Origin of the sequence: Geitlerinema sp. PCC 7407 (assembly GCF_000317045.1) — a bacterium.
In the GTDB taxonomy this organism is placed as follows: domain Bacteria; phylum Cyanobacteriota; class Cyanobacteriia; order PCC-7407; family PCC-7407; genus PCC-7407.
Genome location: NC_019703.1, coordinates 2,564,340 through 2,581,545, shown reverse-complemented (window position 1 = coordinate 2,581,545; position 17,206 = coordinate 2,564,340). Strand labels below are relative to the sequence as shown.

Below are 17,206 nucleotides of genomic sequence, written 5' to 3'. Positions count from 1 at the left end.
AGTCTGGTGAAATAAATCTGGTGAGAACTCAATTTGGCAGCAGCTAGGTGTGAAGACGTTCTGACCGAACGCCTTCACCCAAAAGCAACCTAGATCAGCTTGACAGCGCGCAGGCCAAAGAACAGGGTCACGGCCACACCGATCATGGCGCCGAAGAACAGGAAGTAGGTGATAATTCCGGACATACAGGTTTCCCTAACACTAGCTAACAGAACTATTGAATCATTTGCCGGGGTCGAATACAGCCCGCCTGGGGAAGTTCGCGCGATCGCCCACGTCCGAAAATCCCCGAGAATTCGGGCATTCCTGAAACGCACCAAACTCGATAGGCTGATGAAAAGGCTGTTGTTTTTGCGGTGTGTGCACCATGAAATCTGTCATTACGGTTCCCTTGCCCCAGCGGGCTTACAACATTGTGATTGCGCCCGGCGGCCTCGACTACCTGGGGGCCTGGATGACGGGCGAAGCAGAGGCGGCGGCCCCCCTCAAGCTGGGCAAAAAAGTCCTGCTCGTGTCCAATCCGGTCGTGTTTGGCCACTACGGTCAGCGGGCGATCGCCTCCCTGGAGCAGGCTGGCTTCGAGGTGGCCCATCACCTGGTGCCCGACGGCGAGCAGCACAAGACCCTTGAAACCCTCCAGACGATTTATGATGCGGCCTTGGCCCACCGCCTGGAGCGCTCTTCCTGCTTGGTGGCCCTGGGGGGTGGCGTGATTGGGGATATGACAGGCTTTGCGGCGGCGACCTGGATGCGCGGACTGGCCGTGGTGCAGGTGCCCACCACCCTGCTGGCCATGGTGGATGCCTCCATCGGCGGCAAAACCGGCGTGAACCATCCCCAGGGCAAAAACCTGATTGGTGCGTTTCATCAGCCCAGCCTGGTGCTGATCGATCCCCAGGTGCTGCGATCGCTGCCGGTGCGAGAGTTTCGGGCGGCCATGGCCGAAGTGATCAAGTACGGCGTGATTTGGGATCAGGGCCTGTTTGAGGCCCTCGAAGCCTGCGATCGCCTTGATGCCATCGAGCACCTGAGCGACGATCTGCTGCAAATGATCTTGACCCACTCCGCCCAGGCCAAGGCAGACGTGGTCGCCCAGGACGAGCGGGAGGGCAACCTGCGGGCCATTCTCAACTATGGCCACACGGTGGGCCACGCCGTCGAGAGCCTGACCGGCTACACCCAGGTCAACCACGGCGAAGCCGTCGCTATCGGCATGGTGGCCGCTGGGGAAGTGGCGGTCCGCCTGGGCTGGTGGTCTCAGGACGCGTGCGATCGCCAGCAGCGCCTGATCGAAAAAGCGGGCCTGCCGACCCGATTGCCCGCCGAGCTCGACCTGGACGCCGTGCTGGAGTCCTTGACCGCCGACAAAAAAGTCAAAGCTGGTAAAGTGCGGTTCGCGCTGCCCCAGGGCCTCGGCAAAGCCGAGATCACCGACCAGGTCACCCGCGAGGTCCTGCGGCCCGTCCTCGAAGCGCTACGCTGATCGCCTTACCGAGGCCGATCTGCGCCCTGGGAACCCTGCGCAGACGGCTTCCTGGCCACTGGCGAATTTGCTGGCGGCGGGCAGCAAACTGTCCCAAAAAATCCGCTTGTATTGCTCTGCCACCTCCCGCCAGCTCAGCAAAATTCCCTGAGCTTGGAGCTGGCCCCGGCGCACGTTGTCTTCCAGGCGATCGGCCATGGCGTGGAGGCGATCGCGGCTCGGCAGCGCGCAGAAAAATCGGCTGTAGGCCGCCACGCTGTTTTCCACCGGCCAGCCCCATCCTCGGGCCTCCAGGTCCGGCGCCAGCACATCCTCGGGGGTGCTGACCACGGGCCGACCGCACGCCAGCGCCTCCCGCAGCGTCTGGCTAGCCGTCGGCCAGCCAGCGTCGGCGCTCTGGGGCGCGAGGCACAGATCGGCGGCGGCCATGTAGCGAGCGGCATCGGCGGCTGGCAGTTCCCCGTGAAACACCACGGCGGACCCATAGTCCTGGGCCAGTTTCTCCAGGGCTGGGCGGGCTGCGCCGTCTCCCACCACGTGCAGCACCGCCTGGGCGGGCCGCGATCGCCCCAGAGCTTCGATCAGAGGAGCCGCTTCCTGGAAGTCGTCAAGCTGGCTAACGTACGTAAGGACGTACGTGCTTTCCGGGAGACCGAGATCAAGCCGACACGAAAGGCGATCGCGCACCTTGAAACTGTCAAAGTCCACCCCATCTGAGACAACGTGAATAGGTTTTGAAGCGGTCAATGGGTCCTGTTTCTGCACAGCCCGCCGCGCCTGCACCGACGACACCAAAATCCCCGTTGCTGACTCCCAACCCTTCGCTGGTAGCGGGTTCTGGGATTGGGGCTGATGCCGCGCCTTGAACCAGTCGAGAATTTTGCTAGAACGGGCTAGCGGGACGATAGAAGCGCTCTCGACGCCCTGATGAACCTCAGCGAGAGTGGGACACTGGATCGCTTGGAAAGCCTCAGCCACTAGCCCGCGCCAGAGCCAGTCTCGCTCCACAATGAGGTCAAACTGCTCAGAATTTTGGTTGGCAAACTGCTGAAGCTGGCGACGATACTTTGCCTCAAGTCTGGCCCTTTGAAAGGATGCTTTGGCCTTAGCAGCGGCGTTTTTTGCCCCCTTGGGCTCGCCTGAGAAGAGCGTGCGATCGCTATGAAACGAGCGATCGCTCCAGGTTCGCTCTGGCTGAACATCCCACAGCACCGTCAGATCAAAGTCCTCGGCCAGGTAGGGCAAAATCGGCGCGGTTCGAGACCAGTGGGGCGATCGCCCTTCAGCCAAGCTGCCCAACAGAGAAATACAAATGCGAGGCCTATGCCCTTGGATCATGGAAGTCTCCATCCCTCAGCAATAAGTGAATCCTGCACGTCAAAAATTCTGAATCTTCTAACGCTTTGATATCAGCGCTGCTTTGCCCAGGTTTACCTGAACGGCAAAAATTTTTGCGCTGTCCAAGCAATCGTTAATTGTGTCTTTTAAGTATGATTACAAGAATTCTGAATGCTGGCTATCTTGCCCTGTATGATGGTTCAGAATTCTAAAGCTTGATGTCTTAGCTTTAGCGAATCTCGTCACCTAAAAGTCGAGCGTTTCATCTATTAGGTAGAGAACATCAGAGTTCTTGATAGAAAAAATAAAATCGTCTAAAAAAATCGTCAATTCTCTAAAATTTCAGCAGCAATCTAGAGCCTAGAAATTCACAAGGCTAGCTTAATTTTTCTATCTAAATAAGAATATTGTTTTATCTTTTGCTTATAAAGTTCGGCTTCATCTTCATAGAAGCTTTATAAAAAGCGATCGCTACGGATACGGTAATTGCGTAGACCGGAGCAGGAAAAAGCACTAGCCGTACCCGTGGGAATCTCGCTAGCCCGCCTAGCCCAAGCCCCCACACAGCAAAAACCCCCCTTCCCGACCGGGAAGAGGGGCCAAAAGCTTTTGAGATAGGAATTTCTCTCTGGGCAGCCGTGGAAGAGAACCCGTCAAGTCGCCACGGGGAGAGCGCTCAGGCGCATCTAGCGGGTTCCTGAGCCCCGATAGATGCGTTCCCACTGATCGGGAGAGAGGCGGGCCGAGCGGCTGGGGCTCGGAGGCGTCGAGAAAGAGACGGTGGTGGGGATCGCATGGGGGAGACGCTCCTGGGCGGCGACATCTCCAATGCTGCTGCGGGGCGGCACAAAGCCATGGCTGGCTGGGTCGTAGGCCAGGACCTCGCCGGTTTCGATGTGGTAGATCCAGGTGGCGATCGTGAGTCGTCCCTGGTGGATCTTGGAGCGAATGGAGGGGTAGGTCCGCAGGTTCTCAACCTGGGTGAGGAGGTTCTCGGCGATCGCCACCTCCAGCAGCTCTTCGCCCGACAGGTGGCTGTAGTTTTCGTTTAGTAGGACCCGCGTGGCCTCGGTGTGCTTCAGCCAGTCGTAAACCAGGGGCATGCTTGCCTTGAGCGCCTCCACCTTCAGCAGGCCTTTCATCGCGCCGCAGTGGGAGTGGCCGCAGATGATCACTTGATCAATGTCGAGGTGATGCACGGCATACTCGATGGCGGCTCCCTCTCCCCCGTTGGCGGCTCCGAAAGGAGGCACGATATTCCCGGCGTTGCGGATCACGAAGAGTTCTCCGGGCTGGGCCTGGGTGATCAGGTTCGGGTCGACCCGCGAGTCCGAGCAGGTGATGAACAGGACCCGGGGGTTTTGCCCTTGGGAGAGCTCTTCGAACAGTGCCTGATGGGCTGTGAAATATCCGAGCCGGAAATCTTGCAGCCCTTTAATGAGTTTTTCCATGACCAAGCGGCCTACTAAGAGAGATGAAACCAGGGGATCCGGAGAAATTTACCCTTGCCGCCACCGAAGCGATCGATCCCTTGTCTATTGTCGGCAAAGGAGGACTCTATGGGATAGCGGCAAACAGTTTAATTTTTTGGGCGATCGCGATAGGAAAAACAAATCAGTCGAGCCTATTCTTCGACCCGGTAGCCCAGTTCTGAGAGGCGCAGCCGCGATTGCCGCCATTTGGGCTGCACTTTGACGAACAGCTCCAGATAGACCTTGCCTTCGATCAGCTTCTGAATTTGCTGGCGGGCCGCCGAGCCGATGGTTTTGAGCATGGCGCCGCCTTTGCCGATGACGATGCCCTTTTGGGAGGGACGCTCGACGTGAATGGTGGCCAGCACGCGGGTTAGGGCATCTTCTTCGGTCACCATATCAATGGCGATCGCCACCGAGTGGGGCACCTCTTCGCGGGTGTGCAGCAGAATCTGCTCGCGAATCAGCTCTCCCATGATGAAGCGCTCGGGCTGGTCGGTGACGAGGTCCGGCGGGTAGTAGTAAGGCCCGGGCTCTAGGTGATTGATTAATAATTCTTGAAGCTTATCGAGGCCTTGACCCGTTAGGGCTGAAAATTTCACGATGGGCCAACCGTGGGCCTGGGCAAGGGAATAATAAGAGTGATCAATCGCTTCACTTTCTGATGGCTGCTGGTCAATCTTGTTGAGTCCAACGATCACCGTTACCCCTTGTCCTTTCTGGGCGATCAACTCTTCGATGTAGCGATCGCCGCTGCCTGCCGCCACGGAGCCATCAACCACAAACAACAGGACATCGACAGACTGGATGGCAATTTGGGCATTTTGCACCAGCACTTCTCCCAGCCGATGGTGGGGTTTATGAATTCCCGGTGTGTCCACAAAAATCATCTGGGCCTGGGGCGTCGTCAAAATGCCCCGCAGTCGATTGCGCGTTGTTTGAGCAACGGGGGAGGTGATGGCAATTTTTTGACCCACCATTTGGTTCATCAGCGTTGACTTCCCCACATTTGGACGTCCCACCAATCCGACGAAACCGGCCCGAAACCCTTCGGGAGCCATGGGAATCATCGATTCTCCTAGGCCCAAAAACTCATTCTCATGCTCTGTCATCGTCGTTGCTATGCGTCCTTATGGTGTCGAGAAGCCTCTGGTGTCCAGGCGCTGCCAGCGTTGCGGTTTGTGCCTGATCCAGAAGGTGGGCGATCGCGCCCCGAGCCAAAGCTCCCCTGATTCAGTCTAGTCGAGGCTCTGACCTCCATACGCCCTATTCTAGAAACCTCCTATGGAAACACTAAAGCGCATCGGTATTCTCACCAGTGGCGGTGACTGCGCTGGCCTCAATGCCGCCATTCGAGCGGTGGTGCATCGCGCCACCGGCACCTACGGCTGGCAAGTGCTGGGGATTCGTCAGGCCACCCAGGGCCTGATGTGCCGCCCGCCAGCGGCCCAGATTTTGGAACCGGCTCTGGTCGATCATTTGCTGACGGCTGGAGGCACGATGCTGGGGACCACCAACAAGGGCAATCCGTTTGCTTTTCCGATGCCCGACGGCACCTTGGGCGATCGCTCCCAGGACATCATCGACGGCTACCGCGAGCTCGGCCTAGACGCCTTCATCGGCATTGGCGGGGACGGTAGCTTGGCCATTTTGCAGCGGATCGCTCGCCAGGGCGGCCTCAACTTCGTAGCCATCCCCAAGACCATTGACAACGATGTGGGCATCACCGAGCGGTCCATCGGCTTTGACACGGCGGTGAATATTGCCACCGAAGCGATCGATCGCCTCCACTTCACCGCCGCCAGCCACAACCGCGTGATGATCGTCGAGGTCATGGGCCGCGACGCTGGCCACATCGCGGTCAGCGCAGGCATCGCCGGGGGCGCAGACATCATCTTGATTCCCGAGATTCCCTACACCCTCGACAACATCGCCCAGGCTATTCGGCTCCAGCAGGAGCGCGGCAAGAAATACGCCATCGTCGTGGTGGCGGAGGCGGTGCGCACCGAAACCAACCAGCCGGTGGTCTGCACCGATCCGGCGGGCCAGTGTCGCTTTGGCGGCATCGGCCAGTACCTCTCAGAGCAGCTCTGTCGCGTCACGGGCGCCGAAACGCGGGTGACGGTCCTGGGCCATACCCAGCGAGGCGGCACGCCGTCTCCCCTCGATCGGCTGCTGGCGACGGCCTTTGGGGTGGCGGCGGTGGATCTGATCGCCGAGGGGCGGTTTGACCACATGGTGACGTGGCAGCAGCGCCAGGTTATCGGGGTGCCGATCTCCGAGGCGATCTCGCGCTACTGCGCCGTCGAGCCCGACGGCACGCTGGTGAAGACGGCGCGGGGCGTGGGAATTTGCTTTGGGGATGAGATCCCGGACGATCGCTCTGCCGAAGTGGTCGCCGAGTCTGTCGCGTGACATACTCCTACACCGATACTGACGTATCCGGTGTCGGCTTCTCAGTGACCCCTGGCAACCCATCGGGCGTTTCCTGAGCTTTATTGACGGAATGCCCTACCGCCAAATACTTGATGTTGATCGCTGCATCGTGGTCACGGTCAATCGTCAGCCCGCACTCAGGACAGGCGTGAACCCTGTCCTGAAGTGTTTTTGGCACCTTGACCCCGCAACCAGAGCAGTTCTGAGACGTACCGCTGGGATTCACCGCAATCGTCCACAACCCGGCTCTTTCAGCCTTGATTGCCAGAATTTGTAGGAACTGGCCCCAGCCAGCATCCTGGGTCGATTTTGCGAGTCGCGTTCTCGCAATACCTCGAATATTCAGCTTTTCATGGGCGACATGCTTCCCTTTGGATAAAAGCTTGTTTGCGACTTTGTGGTGAAAGTCCTTGCGCTGATTCGAGACTTTTAGATGCGCCTTGGCAACGCGTTTAACCGCCTTCTTCCGGCGATTCGACCCCTTCTTCTTTCTCGATAGACTGCGCTGCAACCGCTTCAGACGCTTTTCAGCTTTTCGGTAGTGCTGGGGGATGGGTTCCTCTTTCCCTGAGTCGTCCACTAGGAACGACTTCAAGCCCAGATCAATTCCAGTCGTGTTCTCAGTATTGGGGATGTCGGGAGTGAGAACGGGGATTGATGAATCCTCTAGGCTGAGAGTCACGTACCAGCCATCGACTTTGTAGCTGACGGTGGCGGTCTTGATCTTGAACCCTTCTGGTAAGGGGCGATGCTGGATCAGCTTCACCCAGCCAATCTTGGGCAGGTTGATCTGTTTGCCTTGGATACAGTCCTGTTTAACTTGCGGGAAAGTAAATGAGCGATATCGGTTTACTCCCTTAAACCGAGGCTTGCCGCTTCGCTTGCCGTTGCAGTCTCCTTTGAGCCAGCGGTCAAAGGTCTTCTTCACCCGGCCAATGCAGTCTTGCAGCACTTGAGAATGAATCTGCTGGTACTCCGGAAACAGAGCTTTGGAGTTCACCAGGTCTCGTTTTTGGGAGTAGAAGTCGGGATTCTCTCGCAGTTCTGGCAAGTGGCAAATTAGCGGGCAAGCGTTGATATCACAGCGGTTTTGCTCGTACCAAGAGAACCGCTCACCGAGACGGTAGTTGTACTGTCTGCGCAAGAGTTCCAGCCATTCGCTCATCAAGGCGACTTGACTGGAGGTTGGACGCAATCGGTACTGGTAGGCAGTTCTCATTTGAGCATTTTACTGGGTGCGATTTTTCAGCATCCGTTCCCTGAGCTGGAGAGTAGGACTTTCTGACTTGGGGCAGAAGAGGGGGTTCATGACGGGGCTGGTCGCCTCTCGCGTCAAACATGGTTCACTGACTGCCCCGCCATGAACGCGCCTTCCTCTCACGCCAAATCAGAGATTATGGACTTGAGGCTTCTGGCTGAACTAGCTAAAGCGATCGCACGCATTGCGTTTTGCCCGGAGACCCAGTATTCTCTTGCTGTCATCGGGCAAACCAGTGCTGGGGGTTTTTGGTTTTGTCCTGATGACCATCGAGAAGATCCGTAACAGGGAATAGAAACTCTGCTACGGACCTCTTCCCATGAGCACTCACGCTACCATCGCCCTGTCGAGCCTCCTGCTGCTGCTTACAGTTTTGGCTCCTTGGCAGCCCGAAGGTCGTCGGTCCCTCACTGCTTCGACTGATTCGGAGCAAATGGACCACCGCGGCAGCGGCCGCGTCAGCTCCTCGACCCCGTCTCACTATCTGGCCCTAAGCTAGCGATCGCCGGTGGACTGCGGCTATTAGCCACCTAGAGTCTCTTAAATCTTTCGGTATGGATGCTGAGGTTGAACCTAGGGTCAGCTCGATGTCACCATGTTTAGTCAAATTCGCAACATTTCTCTAGGCCGCTTACTTACAAAATAGGTCTCAGTCCTTCCAGCTTCTGGGTGATTCAGCTTGGTTCGCGATCGCTCTTCCAACAGCTCCACTCGCACTTTGCAGAGTGGAGCTGTTGTTGTCTGATTGATGTTCAAAGTGAATCGAAGTTTGCTGCGAATTGGCAGTTTCAAAGGAAAAATTAAGTTAGATTAGGTACATCTTTATTTCCGTAAGAATTGCGGATTCTCAAGTCGCTATTTAGCGGAAAACCGCAATTACCCCTTATACATCGTCAAATTGAGTGCTTTAATCTAGATGTGCTGTACTTCTGCTGATTTCAATGTTCTACACCTAGTTGGTTCTTGCATCTAGGGGACATTGCTGTCAGCAGCAAGTGTGTTTTTTTTCGAAGATTGTGTAGCAAGCCTGAGTCACAACATTCTAATGATGACCAATGACATCGATCTGATCAAACGCCTCAGCCCTAGCGCAATGGATCAGATCATGCTTTATCTGGCATTCAGCGCAATGCGCACTGGTGGTCATCGCCATGGTGCTTTTTTGGATGCAGCCGCGACGGCGGCCAAGTGCGCCATCTACATGACCTACCTGGAGCAGGGCCAAAACCTCCGCATGACGGGGCATCTGCACCACATCGAGCCTAAACGGGTCAAGGTCATTGTTGAGGAAGTTCGGCAGGCCCTGACGGAAGGCAAACTCCTAAAGATGCTGGGCTCCCAGGAGCCGCGCTATTTGATTCAGTTTCCCTATGTGTGGCTAGAGCAGTACCCCTGGATGCCGGGACGTCCCCGGATTCCGGGCACCAGCCTCACCTCCGAAGAAAAGCGGCAAATCGAGGAAAAGCTGCCCTCGCTGCTGCCGGATGCTCAGCTCATTAACTCGTTCCAGTTTTTGGAGCTGATTGAGTTTTTGCACGCGCGATCGCAGGAAGATGTGCCAGCGGAGCGCCGTCTGCCGCTCAGTGAGGCCCTTGCCGAGCATATCAAGCGGCGGCTGCTGTACTCGGGTACCGTGACCCGGATTGATTCGCCTTGGGGCATGCCTTTCTACGCGCTGACGCGCTCCTCCTACTCTCCGGCTGACGAAGAAGAGCGCACGTTCATCATGGTCGAGGATACGGCGCGCTATTTTCGGCTGATGCGGGCCTGGGCGGATAAAGAAGACCAGGTGATGCGGGTGCTAGAAGAGCTGGATGTCCCAGAGGAGCGGATCGATCAGGCGCTAGAAGAGCTCGATGAGGTGATTCGGGCCTGGGCCGATCGCTATCATCAGCCTGGTGGTCAGCCGATGGTGGTCCAGATGGTGGTGGGCAAGCCGGATGAGTCGGACTTGAGTGCTGCGGATTTCTAATGCTGGCCCTGCCCCGGTCCCAAGATTTATAACAAAAGCCCCAGGTTCTTCGCCTGGGGCTTTTGTGTTGCAAGGGTGCTTGAATCCTAGGTGTTGCTGCCCAGACGAGGGACGCTGATGCCCTCGACTTCCAGGCGGAACTGCTCCACTTTTTCGTTGTAGTCGATGGGCAGGACGCAGACCACGTTTTCGTGGGGCCGGGGGATGATCACCCAGGACTCGAGGGCGGCGCCGAAGGTCTTCTCGACGGCGTCAATCCCAGCGTCCATGGCTTGCTTGACTTCGGAGACATCGCCCCGAATCAGAACGGTGAATCGGGCACTTCCCACGCGGATATACCCAACCAGCGTGACGCGTCCGGCTTTCACCATGGCGTCGGCGGCTGCCAAAATTCCTGGAAAACCTTTTGTTTCAATTGCTCCAACCGCGGCTGGCATTGTGTTTCTCCTGCCTTGTTTCTGACATGTGCAAGTATTTTACGCAGTCTGGGGGCTGCGCGGACGGGATCGGCTACAGCCGGAACATTTCGACTTCTTCGGTGTAGCTGATCGGTAAGACGCTTTCGAGGTTTTCGGGAGGGTTGGGGACGGTATAGTGGGTGACCACTTCTCCTCCAAAGACTTCCTCGGCGGCCCGAATTCCGGCCTCCATGGCGGGCTTGACCTCGGAGATACTGCCTCGAATGGCGATAAAAAAGTGACCGCTTTCGGCGATGTCGTAGGAGACGAGCGTAACGCGTCCGGCTTTCACCATGGCGTCGGCAGCTGCCAGGATGGCTGGGAAGCCGATGGTTTGGATGACGCCAACGGCAACGGGCATAGAAGATCTCCTCGATCAACGGAAGGCACGACTGCTTATTGTACGAGGGTTTACGGTCCCAGCACTACTGGGGAATCCGAAGATTCTGGTCGGCGGATTCCGAAAAAGATGAGGAAATCTTCTTTGTCCTATTAGCCTGACTAGAGAATCTGAAGATTCTGGTTGGCAGATTCCAAATAAAGGGGAAGAAGTCTTCTTTCTCCACCAGCCGATTGAGGAATTCGAAGACTCTGGTTGGTCGACTTGCCCATCATTCTTACTGTGGAATCCGAAGATTCTCATGGGCGCTAGGCGAGGGGCGATCGCCCCCGGATGGGCCGCTGTGCCAGTGGGTGACGGGGGGCGTGGTTTCCACGAGCAGGCGACCGCGAGAGATCACGTGGGTGACGACGGGCCGCCGACCCAGGGCATCAAAGCGATCGCGGGCGTCTAGGGCAATCAGGTTGGCGGGTTTGCCGACCTCGAGGCCGTAGCGATCGCCCAAATGCAGCGTCTTGGCGCCGTTCCAGGTGACCATGTCATAGCAGGCGTCGATCTCGCTGGTGCCGGTCATGTGGCAGGCGTGCAGGGCCATGTGGGCGACATCGAGCATGTTGCCGGTGCCCAGGGGATACCAGGGGTCCTGGATGCAGTCATAGCCGAGGCTGACGTTGAGGCCGTGCTGCCAGAGCTCCTTGACCCGAGTGAGGCCCCGCCGCTTGGGGTAGGTGTCGGCGCGGCCCTGGAGGGTGAGGTTGATCAAGGGATTGGCAACGAAGTTGAGGCGCGATCGCCCGACGAGGCCCAGCAGCTTGGTGGCGTAGGCGTTGTTGTAGGAGCCAAAGGCGGTGGTGTGGCTGGCGGTGACGCGATCGCCCAGGCCCGAGCGCAGGGCGCAGGCGGCCACAACTTCGAGAAATCGGGACTGATCGTCATCGGTTTCGTCGCAGTGGATGTCGATCAGGCGATCATATTTTTGGGCCAGCTCAAAGATCCGATGAACGGAGTTGACGCCGTCTTCGCGGGTGAACTCGTAGTGAGGAATGCCCCCCACCGCGTCGGTCCCTAGCCTTAGGGCCTCTTCGATCAGCTCGACGTTGCGCGGACTGCCGTAGAAGCCGTCTTGGGGAAAGGCGACCAGTTGCAGGGTGATCCAGTCCTGGACTTGCTCGCGCACGGCCAGCAGCGCGTGGAGCGCGGTCAGGCTGGGCTCGCTGACGTCCACGTGGGAGCGAACAAACAGAACGCCTTGGGCAGCTTGCTGGCGGAGGGTGGCGATCGCCCGCTCTCGGATTTCTTCGGCGGACAGGTGCCGCTTGCGCTCGCCCCAAATCTCGATGCCCTCAAATAGGGTGCCGCTGAGGTTCCAGCGGGGCTCGCCCACGGTCATCGCCGAGTCGAGGTGAATGTGGGATTCCACAAAAGGAGGACTGACCAAGCGTCCCTGCAAGTCAAGCTCTTGGGAGGCTGTGTAGTCCAGGCGGGGGGCAATCGCCACCAGCTTGCCATCGGCGATCGCGATCTCGACTTCTTCTACTGCTACCGACGGGGCGGGGGATAACAGGCGACAGCGGCGCAGCAACAGATCACAAGAGGTCATAGCGTGACTCCCAGGGCCAAAAGTTTACATCAGAGTCGCCCTGGTGCCCATTGTGACAAATTCGCCCGCTAACGGCGCAGCTTCAGCAGCTCCTGGGGCGAGGCGAGGAGCTTGACCTGGACTGAGGCTAGGGCGCTCCTGGCAGAGACCACCTCAAAGATCCAGGCCACATTCACCTTGAACAGGCGCGTTTGAACCTTGCCCTGGATGGTGATTTCAGCGCCGTAAGCTGTGGAGGCGACAGTTCCCTGATCCGGCTGAAGGACCATGCCTCGGGCTTCCTGGCTCAGGTAGGCGGCGATCGCCTCGCGGCCCTGCACTGGCTGCTCAAAGGGCGCTCGCAGCACCCCAGCCTCCTCAAACAGGCTGGCCGCCTCCGGGTAAGTTTCCCCATTAAGCGCGTCAAAGTACTGCTGGATCACCGGAAACTGGGAGGCGACCGCCGAGAGCGGCTGGGTCACCGGCTGCTGGGGGACAAGGGACTGGGTCACGCGGGCGGCCTCTGGACAAACAACGCCCCCACTGTAGGCCACCCCCTTGCTCAGACACCTGCTTCTGGGGGGAGAATTTGGCTAGGCGAGAAGGAAGAAATCAGCGTGGGCACACTCACCGCAGCTCAGATCAAAGACCAGGCCCAGCGTCTGGGATTTCACAAAGTCGGTATCGCGCCCGTCGGCCCCTGGCAAGACGGGGCCGAAGCGCGTCTCCAGGCGTGGCTGGAGCAGGGCTATCAGGCGGATATGGCCTGGATGGCCGATCCGCGCCGCCAAGACATCACCCAAGTCCTCCCCAGCGCGCGATCGCTGATTTGTCTGGCCCTCAACTACTACACCCCCCACCCGCGCCCCCAGGGCCCTGAGTACGCCAAAATCTCTCGCTACGGCTGGGGCCGCGACTACCACCGGGTGCTCCAGCGCCGCCTCAAGGCCCTGACCCTCTGGCTCCAAGACCAAGCGCCAGAGGTCGAAGCTCGCTACTACGTGGACACCGGCCCCGTCCAGGACAAGGTCTGGGCTCAGCGGGCAGGCCTGGGCTGGATCGGCAAAAACGGCAATGTGATCACCCGTGAGTACGGCTCTTGGGTGTTTCTGGGCGAAATCGTCACAAACTTAGTGCTGGAGCCGGATAAACCGCACACGGACCACTGCGGCACCTGCGATCGCTGCTTGCAGGCCTGCCCTACCGGGGCGATCGCCGCGCCCTTCGTCGTCGACGCCAACCGCTGCATCGCCTACCACACCATCGAAAATCGCAGCCCCGCCCTGCCCGAGGCGATCGCCTCCCACCTCCAGGGGTGGGTCGCTGGGTGCGACATCTGCCAAGACGTGTGTCCCTGGAACCAACGCTTCGCAAAACCATCAGATATAGAGGATTTCCAACCCTATTCCTGGAATGTAGGGCCGACCCTGGCAGAACTGGCTCAGATCTCCGAGGACGATTGGCAAGCGCGATTTCCTGCCTCCGCCCTCCGGCGCATCAAGCCGGAAATGCTGCGGCGCAATGCCCAAGCCAGCCTCCCGGCGATCGCGGATTCTTGAGCTTCCCGCAATCCTTTAAGGAATCTTCCGCGCCAGACCCGCAATTTTTTGCCAGGATAGGGGTGCTGCGATCGCCGATCGCCAGCCAATCCAGCCCCAGCAAGGCGCAGTGGTGAACCTCCGCGAAACCTGCTGTAATTTGACTGAACAACCCCTCGTACTTGAAACGGAACGGTATTGTGTTCAAACGTCTCTCTTTTCTACCCCTTCTTGTGCTGCTGGGCCTGATGCCAGTTTCCCCAGTGTTGGCGCAGGCCGTGATCACGCACACCGCCCAGCCAGACTCTGCGGACTTGGAGCAGCGGGGGCTCATTTTGGCCCAAGAGGCGGCCCAACTGGCCCAGTTCCAGCAGTATGAGTTGGCGGTGCCGAGGGCCAAGCTGGCAACCCAGCTAGTCCCCCAAAACGCCGAAGTGTGGGCGCTCCTGGGCAGCTTGTATCTAGAAGAGAGCGAGTACGATGCGGGTATTGAAGCCCTAGAGCGATCGCGCGCCCTCGACCCCGAGGACTCTGCGGTGTGGTTTGCCCTGGGCTCGGCCTACTTCCAAAAAGAAGATTACTCCAAGACCATTGAGTATCTGGAGGCGGCCCTGAAACTCAAGCCCGATACCGCTGGCGGCTGGTTTGACCTCGGCAACGCCTACTACAAGCTCAATCAGTTTCCCAAGGCGATCGCCCAGTACGAGCGGGCGGTCAAAGAAGACGCCAAATTCTGGCCCGCCATCAATAACATTGGCCTGGTCCTGTACGAGCAGGGCAATGTCGAGGGTGCCCTCGCCCAGTGGCGCGAAGCGGTGCTCCTCGATCCCAAGGCGGCAGAGCCTCAACTGGCGATCGCCGTCGCGCTCTACGCCAAGGGCGATCGCGATCAGGGCCTCACCCTCGGCCAGACCGCCCTCGAACTCGATGGCCGCTACGGCAACCTGGAGTTTCTAGAAGAGAACCTCTGGGGCGCCAAGCTACTCAACCAGGCCAAGATGTTCCTCGACACGCCGAAAATGCAGGAAACCATGGCCCAGAGCCAAACGCAGCCCTCAACTGATAACTAAGTGCGAGAGCGAAGCGCGAGAGCGAATTGACAGCCACAGCATTTGCTAGATGGCATTGGTCGACATAAAAGCCATTGTGAGCAAACAGTCAAGAATCGCTGGCAGAGGCCCGGGGAATTCCTCGGGCCTCTGTGGTATCTGCGGCGGCGAAGTCCGGTAGCTGAGCGCCCTCCAGATCGGCCTTCCAGAAACAGGTGGCCGCGCGCCGATTGACCACGGTCCCAAGGTGACCGAAGGACTGCACGCTGGCCCAAAAGGCCACCCCTGCCGCCACCATCCAGCTGAGGGCGTTGCCGTCCAGCTGGGGGGTCAGGTGGGCGATCGCCCCCGACCCCAGCAAAAAGGCGAGGCCGTAGGCGCAGAGCGTGCTGGCCGTGAGCACCACTGTTTGAGTCAGGGGGCTAGCAGAATAGCTCGTCCAGCCGCCCGCCAGCAGTCCGCCCACCACGGCCCCGGCGATCGCCATTGTGGGAGAGTTGTCCGCCGCGCTGCCGCCGTGGAAGAACCCCAGCAGCGCCCCGGAGGCCGCCCCCGACAGGACCAGCAAGACTCGTCGCCAGCGGGGCGACTGACTGCCCAAAAAGGCAGGTGGCAGGCCAGCGATCGCCAGACTGCTGTACAACGCCGAGGCGTAGGCGGCGGCAGGCGCTTCCGGAGCGCTGCCCAGGACACCAAAAATCATGGGGCCGAGGGCTGCCACCATCACGCTCGTCGCAACAATCACCGGGGCGATCGCCCCCAGCCACCGCCGCCCGGTCGTTCCCAGACGCGCCCCAGTAAAATCGGCGTGGCGCAGATCGGCGTGGCTGAAATCACAGCCCCGCAGGTCTGCCTGGGTAAAAGTGGCAAAGGACAAATCCTGGCCCCGAAAGGAGCGGTTGCGGAGGTCTTGATGGGAAAAATCGCGAGAGTCAGCCATGGTCAGCACGCAAATAACCGGTGGCGCTGGGTCGGGGCGATCGCCGGTAGCCTGCCCCTGATCGCATACGGGGGCCTGCACTTCCAGCGGCCCGAGGTCACCCCGCAACAACGGGACCTGTTTCAGGGAATCCGCTACGAGCGCCGCATCCAGCCTGCGCCCCAGCCAGTCGTGATGCACATTGTAGCCGTGGATTTAGCGGCGGGGGTGCGTCCCTTCGTCACCCCGGGACAGCCAGGGACGCCTGAGCTCCAGGCCCGCACAACCCGAGATTTTGTTGAGACCTTCGACGTGCAGGTGGCGATCAACGGCAACTTTTTCTATCCCTTTCGGGCCGAGACCCCTTGGGACTACCGACCGCGCCCCGGAGAGGCCGTCAACGCGGTGGGTTTGGGAATGTCCAATGGGGTGCGCTACTCCGCGCCCGAGCCGAGCTGGCCTGCTCTGTGCTTTGACCCTAGCCATCGCGGGGCGATCGCCCCAGACGGAGACTGTCCAGCGGGGACCCAGCAGGCGATCGCCGGGGACGAGATCCTGCTGGCCCAGGGCATCGCGTCCCAGCTTGAAGACCGCACACGCTACGCCCGCACCGCCGCCGGCCTGAACGCAGCAGGCGATCGCCTGTGGCTCGTGGTCGTCGATCACCAGCAGCCCCGCTACAGCGAAGGAATCACCCTGGCAGATCTGGCCCAAGTGCTCAAAGATCTGGGCGCGACGGACGCCCTCAACCTCGACGGCGGCGGTTCCGCGACCCTGGCAGTAGCTACGCCCACCGGCCCCACCCTCCTCAACGCTCCCAATCACACCAAACTGCCCACCCGCGAGCGGCCCGTCGCCAATCATCTGGGATTTTACGCCCAGCCCCATGTTTCACATAATTAACTCTTATCAAGAACTGGATCGTTTAGCCCTTTGCCTGATGAGTTTGCCGAAAAGCGAGGCATCTTTAGGGTAGTGAGCATTTATCCCTAGAATCTGCGAGGGTTAGGGCCATGATTTTTCACATCTTCGACTTTGGTCCCATGAGCGCGATGGTGCAGGAATACGCCGACCAAACGGGCCGCATCCCGGGCTCCGAAGAAGAGCGCTGGCAGGACTACGAATGGCCGCGAGATCAGAAAAAAGCCTTTGCAAGCACGGGCACCGGGCAAGCCACTTGGGAAGAGTTTCGGCGCAGCGCGATCCAGACGACCCAGCGCGCGCTGAAAGCGCTAGATGAGCTGCAAAGCAACTGGTAGGCTTTACCCCAGCGCCAGGACTTTCCACCGGAAATTGCTAAACCAGATATTGCTGATTGGAAAATTGCGCCTTCCTAAAGTGAAAAGCCTCTCTCTGAGCGAGTT

At 59.1% G+C, this 17,206-nt stretch carries 18 protein-coding genes; 8 read left to right on the top strand and 10 right to left on the bottom strand.

Annotation, left to right across the window (positions count from 1 at the left end):
* Positions 1-89 precede the first annotated feature (89 nt).
* On the bottom strand, positions 90-185 hold the full coding sequence (locus tag GEI7407_RS10575) for a cytochrome b6-f complex subunit PetL (protein WP_015172148.1): 96 nt from the start codon (positions 183-185) through the stop codon (positions 90-92).
* A gap of 182 nt (positions 186-367) precedes the next feature.
* Here GEI7407_RS10575 and aroB point away from each other — a divergent pair, with 182 nt between their 5' ends.
* The gene (gene aroB / locus GEI7407_RS10570; RefSeq protein ID WP_015172147.1) at positions 368-1,483 is read left to right on the top strand and encodes a 3-dehydroquinate synthase; all 1,116 of its coding nucleotides are present in this window, start codon (positions 368-370) and stop codon (positions 1,481-1,483) included.
* Here the strand turns inward: aroB and GEI7407_RS10565 are convergent.
* The 3 genes from GEI7407_RS10565 to era form a co-directional block, all read right to left on the bottom strand.
* Positions 1,475-2,821, bottom strand: a complete 1,347-nt coding sequence (locus GEI7407_RS10565; RefSeq protein WP_015172146.1) for a glycosyltransferase — start codon at positions 2,819-2,821, stop codon at positions 1,475-1,477. The two genes, aroB and GEI7407_RS10565, sit on opposite strands and share 9 nt — an antisense overlap.
* A gap of 686 nt (positions 2,822-3,507) precedes the next feature.
* On the bottom strand, positions 3,508-4,272 hold the full coding sequence (locus GEI7407_RS10560; RefSeq protein WP_015172145.1) for a carbonic anhydrase: 765 nt from the start codon (positions 4,270-4,272) through the stop codon (positions 3,508-3,510).
* Positions 4,273-4,445: 173 nt separating this feature from the next.
* Positions 4,446-5,405: a GTPase Era gene (gene era / locus GEI7407_RS10555; RefSeq protein ID WP_015172144.1), complete on the bottom strand. Its 960-nt coding sequence runs from the start codon at positions 5,403-5,405 to the stop codon at positions 4,446-4,448.
* 172 nt (positions 5,406-5,577) lie between these two features.
* On the opposite strand from era, the gene GEI7407_RS10550 reads away from it, so the two are divergent.
* On the top strand, positions 5,578-6,708 hold the full coding sequence (locus tag GEI7407_RS10550) for an ATP-dependent 6-phosphofructokinase (protein WP_015172143.1): 1,131 nt from the start codon (positions 5,578-5,580) through the stop codon (positions 6,706-6,708).
* Between the two features lie 7 nt (positions 6,709-6,715).
* Here the strand turns inward: GEI7407_RS10550 and GEI7407_RS10545 are convergent, their stop codons facing one another.
* Positions 6,716-7,948 (bottom strand): RNA-guided endonuclease TnpB family protein, encoded by a 1,233-nt coding sequence (locus tag GEI7407_RS10545; protein ID WP_015172142.1) that lies wholly within the window; start codon positions 7,946-7,948, stop codon positions 6,716-6,718.
* Positions 7,949-8,306: 358 nt separating this feature from the next.
* Between GEI7407_RS10545 and GEI7407_RS21040 the strand changes: the two genes are divergently transcribed.
* Both GEI7407_RS21040 and hetR read left to right on the top strand, forming a co-directional pair.
* On the top strand, positions 8,307-8,486 hold the full coding sequence (locus tag GEI7407_RS21040; RefSeq protein ID WP_015172141.1) for a hypothetical protein: 180 nt from the start codon (positions 8,307-8,309) through the stop codon (positions 8,484-8,486).
* Positions 8,487-9,035: 549 nt separating this feature from the next.
* Entirely contained in the window at positions 9,036-9,959 is a 924-nt protein-coding gene (gene hetR / locus GEI7407_RS10535; RefSeq protein ID WP_041268935.1) for a heterocyst differentiation master regulator HetR, read from the top strand.
* Positions 9,960-10,045: 86 nt separating this feature from the next.
* Here hetR and GEI7407_RS10530 read toward each other — a convergent pair whose 3' ends face one another.
* From GEI7407_RS10530 to GEI7407_RS10515, 4 genes are all read right to left on the bottom strand, one after another.
* The gene (locus GEI7407_RS10530) at positions 10,046-10,396 is read right to left on the bottom strand and encodes a carbon dioxide-concentrating mechanism protein CcmK (protein WP_015172139.1); all 351 of its coding nucleotides are present in this window, start codon (positions 10,394-10,396) and stop codon (positions 10,046-10,048) included.
* 73 nt (positions 10,397-10,469) lie between these two features.
* Positions 10,470-10,778 carry a carbon dioxide-concentrating mechanism protein CcmK gene (locus GEI7407_RS10525; protein ID WP_015172138.1) on the bottom strand — a complete coding sequence of 103 codons (309 nt, stop codon included), beginning with the start codon at positions 10,776-10,778 and terminating at the stop codon, positions 10,470-10,472.
* 256 nt (positions 10,779-11,034) lie between these two features.
* On the bottom strand, positions 11,035-12,357 hold the full coding sequence (gene codA, locus GEI7407_RS10520) for a cytosine deaminase (RefSeq protein WP_015172137.1): 1,323 nt from the start codon (positions 12,355-12,357) through the stop codon (positions 11,035-11,037).
* Between the two features lie 68 nt (positions 12,358-12,425).
* The gene (locus GEI7407_RS10515; RefSeq protein ID WP_015172136.1) at positions 12,426-12,848 is read right to left on the bottom strand and encodes a nuclear transport factor 2 family protein; all 423 of its coding nucleotides are present in this window, start codon (positions 12,846-12,848) and stop codon (positions 12,426-12,428) included.
* A gap of 105 nt (positions 12,849-12,953) precedes the next feature.
* Here GEI7407_RS10515 and queG point away from each other — a divergent pair, with 105 nt between their 5' ends.
* Together queG and GEI7407_RS10505 are read left to right on the top strand one after the other, a co-directional pair.
* Positions 12,954-13,895, top strand: a complete 942-nt coding sequence (gene queG / locus GEI7407_RS10510; RefSeq protein WP_015172135.1) for a tRNA epoxyqueuosine(34) reductase QueG — start codon at positions 12,954-12,956, stop codon at positions 13,893-13,895.
* A gap of 227 nt (positions 13,896-14,122) precedes the next feature.
* Positions 14,123-14,944 carry a tetratricopeptide repeat protein gene (locus GEI7407_RS10505; RefSeq protein ID WP_015172134.1) on the top strand — a complete coding sequence of 274 codons (822 nt, stop codon included), beginning with the start codon at positions 14,123-14,125 and terminating at the stop codon, positions 14,942-14,944.
* Between the two features lie 88 nt (positions 14,945-15,032).
* On the opposite strand, the gene GEI7407_RS10500 is transcribed toward GEI7407_RS10505, so the two are convergent.
* On the bottom strand, positions 15,033-15,863 hold the full coding sequence (locus GEI7407_RS10500) for a pentapeptide repeat-containing protein (protein ID WP_015172133.1): 831 nt from the start codon (positions 15,861-15,863) through the stop codon (positions 15,033-15,035).
* Between GEI7407_RS10500 and GEI7407_RS10495 the strand changes: the two genes are divergently transcribed.
* Both GEI7407_RS10495 and GEI7407_RS10490 read left to right on the top strand, forming a co-directional pair.
* A complete protein-coding gene (locus GEI7407_RS10495) occupies positions 15,837-16,745 on the top strand; it encodes a phosphodiester glycosidase family protein (protein WP_015172132.1) in 909 nt (302 codons plus the stop codon). The two genes, GEI7407_RS10500 and GEI7407_RS10495, sit on opposite strands and share 27 nt — an antisense overlap.
* A gap of 110 nt (positions 16,746-16,855) precedes the next feature.
* Positions 16,856-17,101: a hypothetical protein gene (locus GEI7407_RS10490; protein ID WP_015172131.1), complete on the top strand. Its 246-nt coding sequence runs from the start codon at positions 16,856-16,858 to the stop codon at positions 17,099-17,101.
* The last annotated feature ends 105 nt before the right edge of the window (positions 17,102-17,206 follow it).

Bases quoted from the DNA above. Each gene is read 5' to 3' on its own strand.
- GEI7407_RS10575 (WP_015172148.1), bottom strand. From the start codon at position 185: ATGTCCGGAATTATCACCTACTTCCTGTTCTTCGGCGCCATGATCGGT.
- aroB (WP_015172147.1), top strand. From the start codon at position 368: ATGAAATCTGTCATTACGGTTCCCTTGCCCCAGCGGGCTTACAACATT.
- GEI7407_RS10565 (WP_015172146.1), bottom strand. From the start codon at position 2,821: ATGATCCAAGGGCATAGGCCTCGCATTTGTATTTCTCTGTTGGGCAGC.
- GEI7407_RS10560 (WP_015172145.1), bottom strand. From the start codon at position 4,272: ATGGAAAAACTCATTAAAGGGCTGCAAGATTTCCGGCTCGGATATTTC.
- era (WP_015172144.1), bottom strand. From the start codon at position 5,405: ATGACAGAGCATGAGAATGAGTTTTTGGGCCTAGGAGAATCGATGATT.
- GEI7407_RS10550 (WP_015172143.1), top strand. From the start codon at position 5,578: ATGGAAACACTAAAGCGCATCGGTATTCTCACCAGTGGCGGTGACTGC.
- GEI7407_RS10545 (WP_015172142.1), bottom strand. From the start codon at position 7,948: ATGAGAACTGCCTACCAGTACCGATTGCGTCCAACCTCCAGTCAAGTC.
- GEI7407_RS21040 (WP_015172141.1), top strand. From the start codon at position 8,307: ATGAGCACTCACGCTACCATCGCCCTGTCGAGCCTCCTGCTGCTGCTT.
- hetR (WP_041268935.1), top strand. From the start codon at position 9,036: ATGACCAATGACATCGATCTGATCAAACGCCTCAGCCCTAGCGCAATG.
- GEI7407_RS10530 (WP_015172139.1), bottom strand. From the start codon at position 10,396: ATGCCAGCCGCGGTTGGAGCAATTGAAACAAAAGGTTTTCCAGGAATT.
- GEI7407_RS10525 (WP_015172138.1), bottom strand. From the start codon at position 10,778: ATGCCCGTTGCCGTTGGCGTCATCCAAACCATCGGCTTCCCAGCCATC.
- codA (WP_015172137.1), bottom strand. From the start codon at position 12,357: ATGACCTCTTGTGATCTGTTGCTGCGCCGCTGTCGCCTGTTATCCCCC.
- GEI7407_RS10505 (WP_015172134.1), top strand. From the start codon at position 14,123: ATGCCAGTTTCCCCAGTGTTGGCGCAGGCCGTGATCACGCACACCGCC.
- GEI7407_RS10495 (WP_015172132.1), top strand. From the start codon at position 15,837: ATGGGAAAAATCGCGAGAGTCAGCCATGGTCAGCACGCAAATAACCGG.
- GEI7407_RS10500 (WP_015172133.1), bottom strand. From the start codon at position 15,863: ATGGCTGACTCTCGCGATTTTTCCCATCAAGACCTCCGCAACCGCTCC.
- GEI7407_RS10490 (WP_015172131.1), top strand. From the start codon at position 16,856: ATGATTTTTCACATCTTCGACTTTGGTCCCATGAGCGCGATGGTGCAG.